This is a genomic window from Herbaspirillum sp. UBA812 (assembly GCF_002296545.1).
GTDB classification, from domain to species: domain Bacteria; phylum Pseudomonadota; class Gammaproteobacteria; order Burkholderiales; family Burkholderiaceae_D; genus Herbaspirillum; species Herbaspirillum huttiense.
This window is the reverse complement of the sequence record NZ_DBIC01000289.1, coordinates 1-4,137: the sequence shown is the minus strand read 5'-3', so window position 1 is coordinate 4,137 and position 4,137 is coordinate 1. Positions and strand designations below refer to the sequence as shown.

Genomic DNA, 4,137 nt, shown 5'->3' with positions numbered 1-4,137 from the left:
CGCTGGCGCATGCCGCCCGAGAGTTCGTAGGGCGCGGCCTTCGCAAAGTCCTGCAGTCCTACGAGACGCAACAACTCCTGAGCACGGTCGCGGCTCTCATTGCGCGGCAAGCCGGCAAACTTCAGGCCCAGGGCCACGTTGTCCAGCACCGATTTCCAGGGCAGCAGGCTGTCCTTCTGGAACACGACGCCCCGCTCGGCACCGGGTCCGGAGACCGGTTTGCCGTCGAGGGTGATGCTGCCTTCGGAGAGCGGGAGGAATCCTGCCATGGCATTGAGCAAGGTCGACTTGCCACAGCCCGAGGTGCCCAGCGCGACCACGAAGCCGCGTTCGGGAATGTCCAGCGAGACCCGGTCCAGCGCATGGACCACTTGTTTGTCCCGACCGGCAAAGAAGACGCTGGCGTTTTCTACTTTCAACATGTGTGTTCTTTCCAAACCGTTCAAACGCAAGCGCCGTGCGACAGGGTGGCTATCGGCACGGCGGGCTTGCAGACGGTATCGACGGGGAGGCTTACTTCAGGCCTGACACCGCCGTTGGGGTGACGAAGGCGGCATAGCTGGGCAGCACGTCCGAAATTTTCTTCTGTTCCTTCAGGAACACTGCGGTTTCCTTGAGGATCTTGGCCAGGCCCGAGTTTTCACCGCCACCCAGCCAGGCCGGCGAGGCTTGGGCGCTGACCGGAACCAGGTTCAGGTTCTGCAGGCCCGAAGCCTGGTCGGCCGGGGTGCCGCCGAGCAGCTTGGCCAGCAGGCGTGCGTTCTCGCTATCCTTGTTCCAGGCGGCCTTGTCGTTCTGGAAGGACAGGCTGGCCTTGTCGATCACGGCGCTGAAGGTCTTCAGGAATTCAGGCTGTTCCTTGGCAAAAGAGCCCGTGGCGATCCACGCCGAGAAGGTCGGTGCGCCCTTGTCGGCCACGTCCTTGGAGGTCACCAGGACTTTGCCGTTTTTCTTCAGTTCGGTCAGTGCCGGGTCCCAGACGAACCCGCCGTCGATGTCGCCGCGATTGTAGGCGGCCACGATTTCAGGTTGGGGAATGGCAAAGACCTTCACATCCTTCTCTGTCCAGCCCTGGCTCTTGATGAGCGCCAGCAGCTGGTAATGGTCGGTCGAGACGGGCGCGGCCGCCAGCTTCTTGCCCTTCAGGTCGGCAACGCTGTTGATGCCCGAACCATTGCGCACCACCAAAGCCTCATCGGTCCCGGAGATCGAGGCCAGGTAGAAGGCCTTCACGTCAAGACCGCGCGAAGCCGCTGCGGCCAGCGGGCTCGAACCCACATAGCCCACCTGCACATCACCACCGGCGATGGCCGCGATCACGTCGGCACCGGAGTTGAACTTGCGGAAATCAATCTTCTTGCCGGTGGCCTTTTCAAATTCACCGTTGGCGATGGCCAGCGACGAGGGCAGGGCGTCGCTCTGGTAGCCGACGACGATGGGCTTGTCGGCTGCACCTGCGGCTGTGGCTCCGGTCAGCACCAGGGCGGCGATGGCGGTATTGAAGGCTCTTCTTGTGATATTCATTGTCTGGTCCAGTCTTGTTCTTGGTTTCAACGGGATGCGCAACATTGCGTCGCTGCTGAGTATGCAAAGACCAAGGGGCTTGCACAACGACCGTTTTCGCGCATTCATATGCGGAATTCGTGGATGGGGAAGCGCAGCCGCCGCGCACCTGACGGATGAGTTCGTGAGGCCTGCAACGCGATCAGGCCGCTGCCCCAAGGACCAGAGAGGCGAGGTGCCATCCTGCATAGGTATGAGCCGCTGTCCGATTCGCACTGGCGGACCGCTTGATTCCTTACGTCAAGGGCACGGGCATTACGCATGGGCACCCGGCTTGCCTGGTATTGACCTTGCCTCCGTTGTCGACCCTGGTGTTGCGAAGGTGTTGAAGCGCTTGCCGCCGAATGTGCAGAATCCGGAAAAATTCCGTCGGCGTTCGTATCGCCATGATCGGCCCAGCGACCTCGATGGTAAACGGTGCTGTCCACTTTGATTAGCGCTTACAATGCGCAGGATCTTATGAGTGGAGTTCATGAATGCCCAGGGAGAACTATAACGATCTGCTGGCTTTTCTTGCCATCGCACGCGAGGGGAGCTTCACCCGCGCTGCCGCGCAACTGGGTGTGTCGCAATCAGCCTTGAGTCATACCATTCGTGCGCTTGAGGCAAGGCTTGGCGTGAGGTTGCTGACACGCACCACACGCAGCGTTTCAGTCACCCAGGCCGGCGAGCGACTGGTCGAATCGGTCGGTCCGCGATTCGAGGAAATTGAATCCGAACTGGCTGCGCTCGGACAGTTGAAGGACAAACCTGCGGGCAGCATCCGCCTGACCTCCGCAGAACATGCTGCCAATACCGTTCTCTGGCCGAAACTCATCAAGCTGACGCGGGACTATCCTGAGATCAATGTGGAGATTTGCGTTGACTACGGCTTGACCGATATCGTGGCAGGTCGTTACGACGCAGGCGTACGGCTTGGCGACCAGGTCGCCAAGGACATGATTGCCGTACGCATCGGGCCGGATCTGAGAATGGCCGTGGTGGGTAGCGAGAGCTATCTTGCCGGAAAATCCCGGCCCCAGTCTCCCGCCGATCTCGCTGGGCACACTTGCATCAACCTGCGTTTGCCCACGCACGGCGGGTTGATGGCTTGGGAATTTGAACGCGACGGTCACCTGATGAAAGCGCGCGTCGAGGGGCAGTGGACATTCAACAGCAGCACGCCGATTCTGAGGGCCGCCCTTTCAGGATTCGGGTTGGCCTATCTCCCGGAGGACATGGTCGCACCACACGTCCAATCAGGCGCACTCAAGCGCGTCATGAAGAGCTGGACGCCGACCTTCCCGGGCTACCACCTGTACTATGCAAGCAGGCGCCACTCATCGCCTGCCTTCCGTTTGCTGGTAGAAGCCCTGAGATATCCTTCGCGCGGCAAAGCCTGAACAATTACCGGCTCAATTAATGAGCCGCACGCATAAATTCATGTGGCATCCGGGGCTTGATCTGGCGATGCGTCATGATTCCCGAAGAGCTGCTTGTCCAAGCGTCGCTTCAAGGGTTTTGCCAACATCACGCGCTGTTGCTCCAGAGTTCCGGAGGCCGAGAAACAATCAATGGCCGCCGTTATTTCGTCAGTTACGCCCGGGACTGCCGTCTGGGGTCCGGGTGCAAGCGTGTCGCCATGACTGCCTGGCCGCGCTTCGGCCGGGAATGACGATAGCACCTTGGACATCGCGATCGATCCTAGAAGTGTTCTCATTGTTGTCCGTTCATTCCTTGACGAGCGAACCGGACAGATACTGCTCATCGGTCACGTGTTCCATCCACTCCACATTCTTGCCGTCCAGCAGCTCGGTGATGGCGACGTGTGTCATCGCTGTGGTGGGCGTGGCGCCATGCCAGTGCCGGCGCTGGCAGGGGCAGCAGATCACGTCTCCCTCCCGGATTTCGGTTCGTGGCCCGCCTTCGCACTGCGTCCAGCCAATCCCATTGGTAACGACCAGGACCTGGCCGAGCGGATGGGTGTGCCAGGCCGTACGGGCGCCGGGTTCAAAAGTGACGATGGCGCCACCGGCGCGAGCGGGCTCTTCTCCCTGGAAGAGACTGTCGATGTGTACCGTACCGGTGAAAAAGGCATCCGGTCCTTTGATGGTGGGCTGCGCGCCCTTGCGTGTAATTTTCATGGTGGTTGTGATGTTGTGATGGTTCATCAGGCTCGGATCGCCTTTGAGAGGACGTTTCGACCAACACGGCCGGAGGAACCAATGACCAGTATGGTGTTGATGACCGACTCTGCAGCCATCGATGAGATCCCTTATTGCTGCGGGGCCAGTTCGCCGAACCAGTATGAAGAGGTCACACCACCATCCATCAGGAAATCGCTACCAGTAATGAAGGCGCCATCGGCCCCCAACAACAGCGCGGCCACCGAAGCGACTTCGTCAGGCGTGCCGGCACGTCCCACGGGGCTGAGCTCCAGCATGCGCCGATAGCCTTCGGAGCGAGGCCCGCGAAGTTCATCGTTGGCCAGCGGAGTGATGATGATGCCGGGGCTGATCGTGTTGACTCGTGCGCCACGCTTGCCCCAGCGCACGGCTTCAGCCATGACCCGCAATGCATTGCCACGTTTGGAGA

Annotated in this window: 5 protein-coding genes; 1 reads left to right on the top strand and 4 read right to left on the bottom strand. The window is 60.5% G+C overall.

Annotation, left to right across the window (positions count from 1 at the left end; genetic code table 11):
• Together B3873_RS19885 and tauA are read right to left on the bottom strand one after the other, a co-directional pair.
• Positions 1–422 (bottom strand): ATP-binding cassette domain-containing protein (locus B3873_RS19885; RefSeq protein WP_286868510.1); only part of this gene is annotated, 422 nt, incomplete at its 3' end.
• A gap of 91 nt (positions 423–513) precedes the next feature.
• Entirely contained in the window at positions 514–1,524 is a 1,011-nt protein-coding gene (gene tauA / locus B3873_RS19880; RefSeq protein WP_286868508.1) for a taurine ABC transporter substrate-binding protein, read from the bottom strand.
• Between the two features lie 515 nt (positions 1,525–2,039).
• On the opposite strand from tauA, the gene B3873_RS19875 reads away from it, so the two are divergent.
• Positions 2,040–2,945, top strand: a complete 906-nt coding sequence (locus tag B3873_RS19875) for a LysR family transcriptional regulator (RefSeq protein WP_286868506.1) — start codon at positions 2,040–2,042, stop codon at positions 2,943–2,945.
• Between the two features lie 327 nt (positions 2,946–3,272).
• Here the strand turns inward: B3873_RS19875 and B3873_RS19870 are convergent, their stop codons facing one another.
• Together B3873_RS19870 and B3873_RS19865 are read right to left on the bottom strand one after the other, a co-directional pair.
• Positions 3,273–3,686, bottom strand: a complete 414-nt coding sequence (locus B3873_RS19870) for a (R)-mandelonitrile lyase (RefSeq protein ID WP_209535920.1) — start codon at positions 3,684–3,686, stop codon at positions 3,273–3,275.
• 131 nt (positions 3,687–3,817) lie between these two features.
• On the bottom strand, positions 3,818–4,137 hold a 320-nt coding region (locus B3873_RS19865; RefSeq protein WP_286868503.1), incomplete at its 5' end, for an SDR family oxidoreductase.

Coding starts and splice junctions, on each gene's coding strand:
- tauA (WP_286868508.1), bottom strand. CDS start 1,524: ATGAATATCACAAGAAGAGCCTTCAATACCGCCATCGCCGCCCTGGTG.
- B3873_RS19875 (WP_286868506.1), top strand. CDS start 2,040: ATGCCCAGGGAGAACTATAACGATCTGCTGGCTTTTCTTGCCATCGCA.
- B3873_RS19870 (WP_209535920.1), bottom strand. CDS start 3,686: ATGAAAATTACACGCAAGGGCGCGCAGCCCACCATCAAAGGACCGGAT.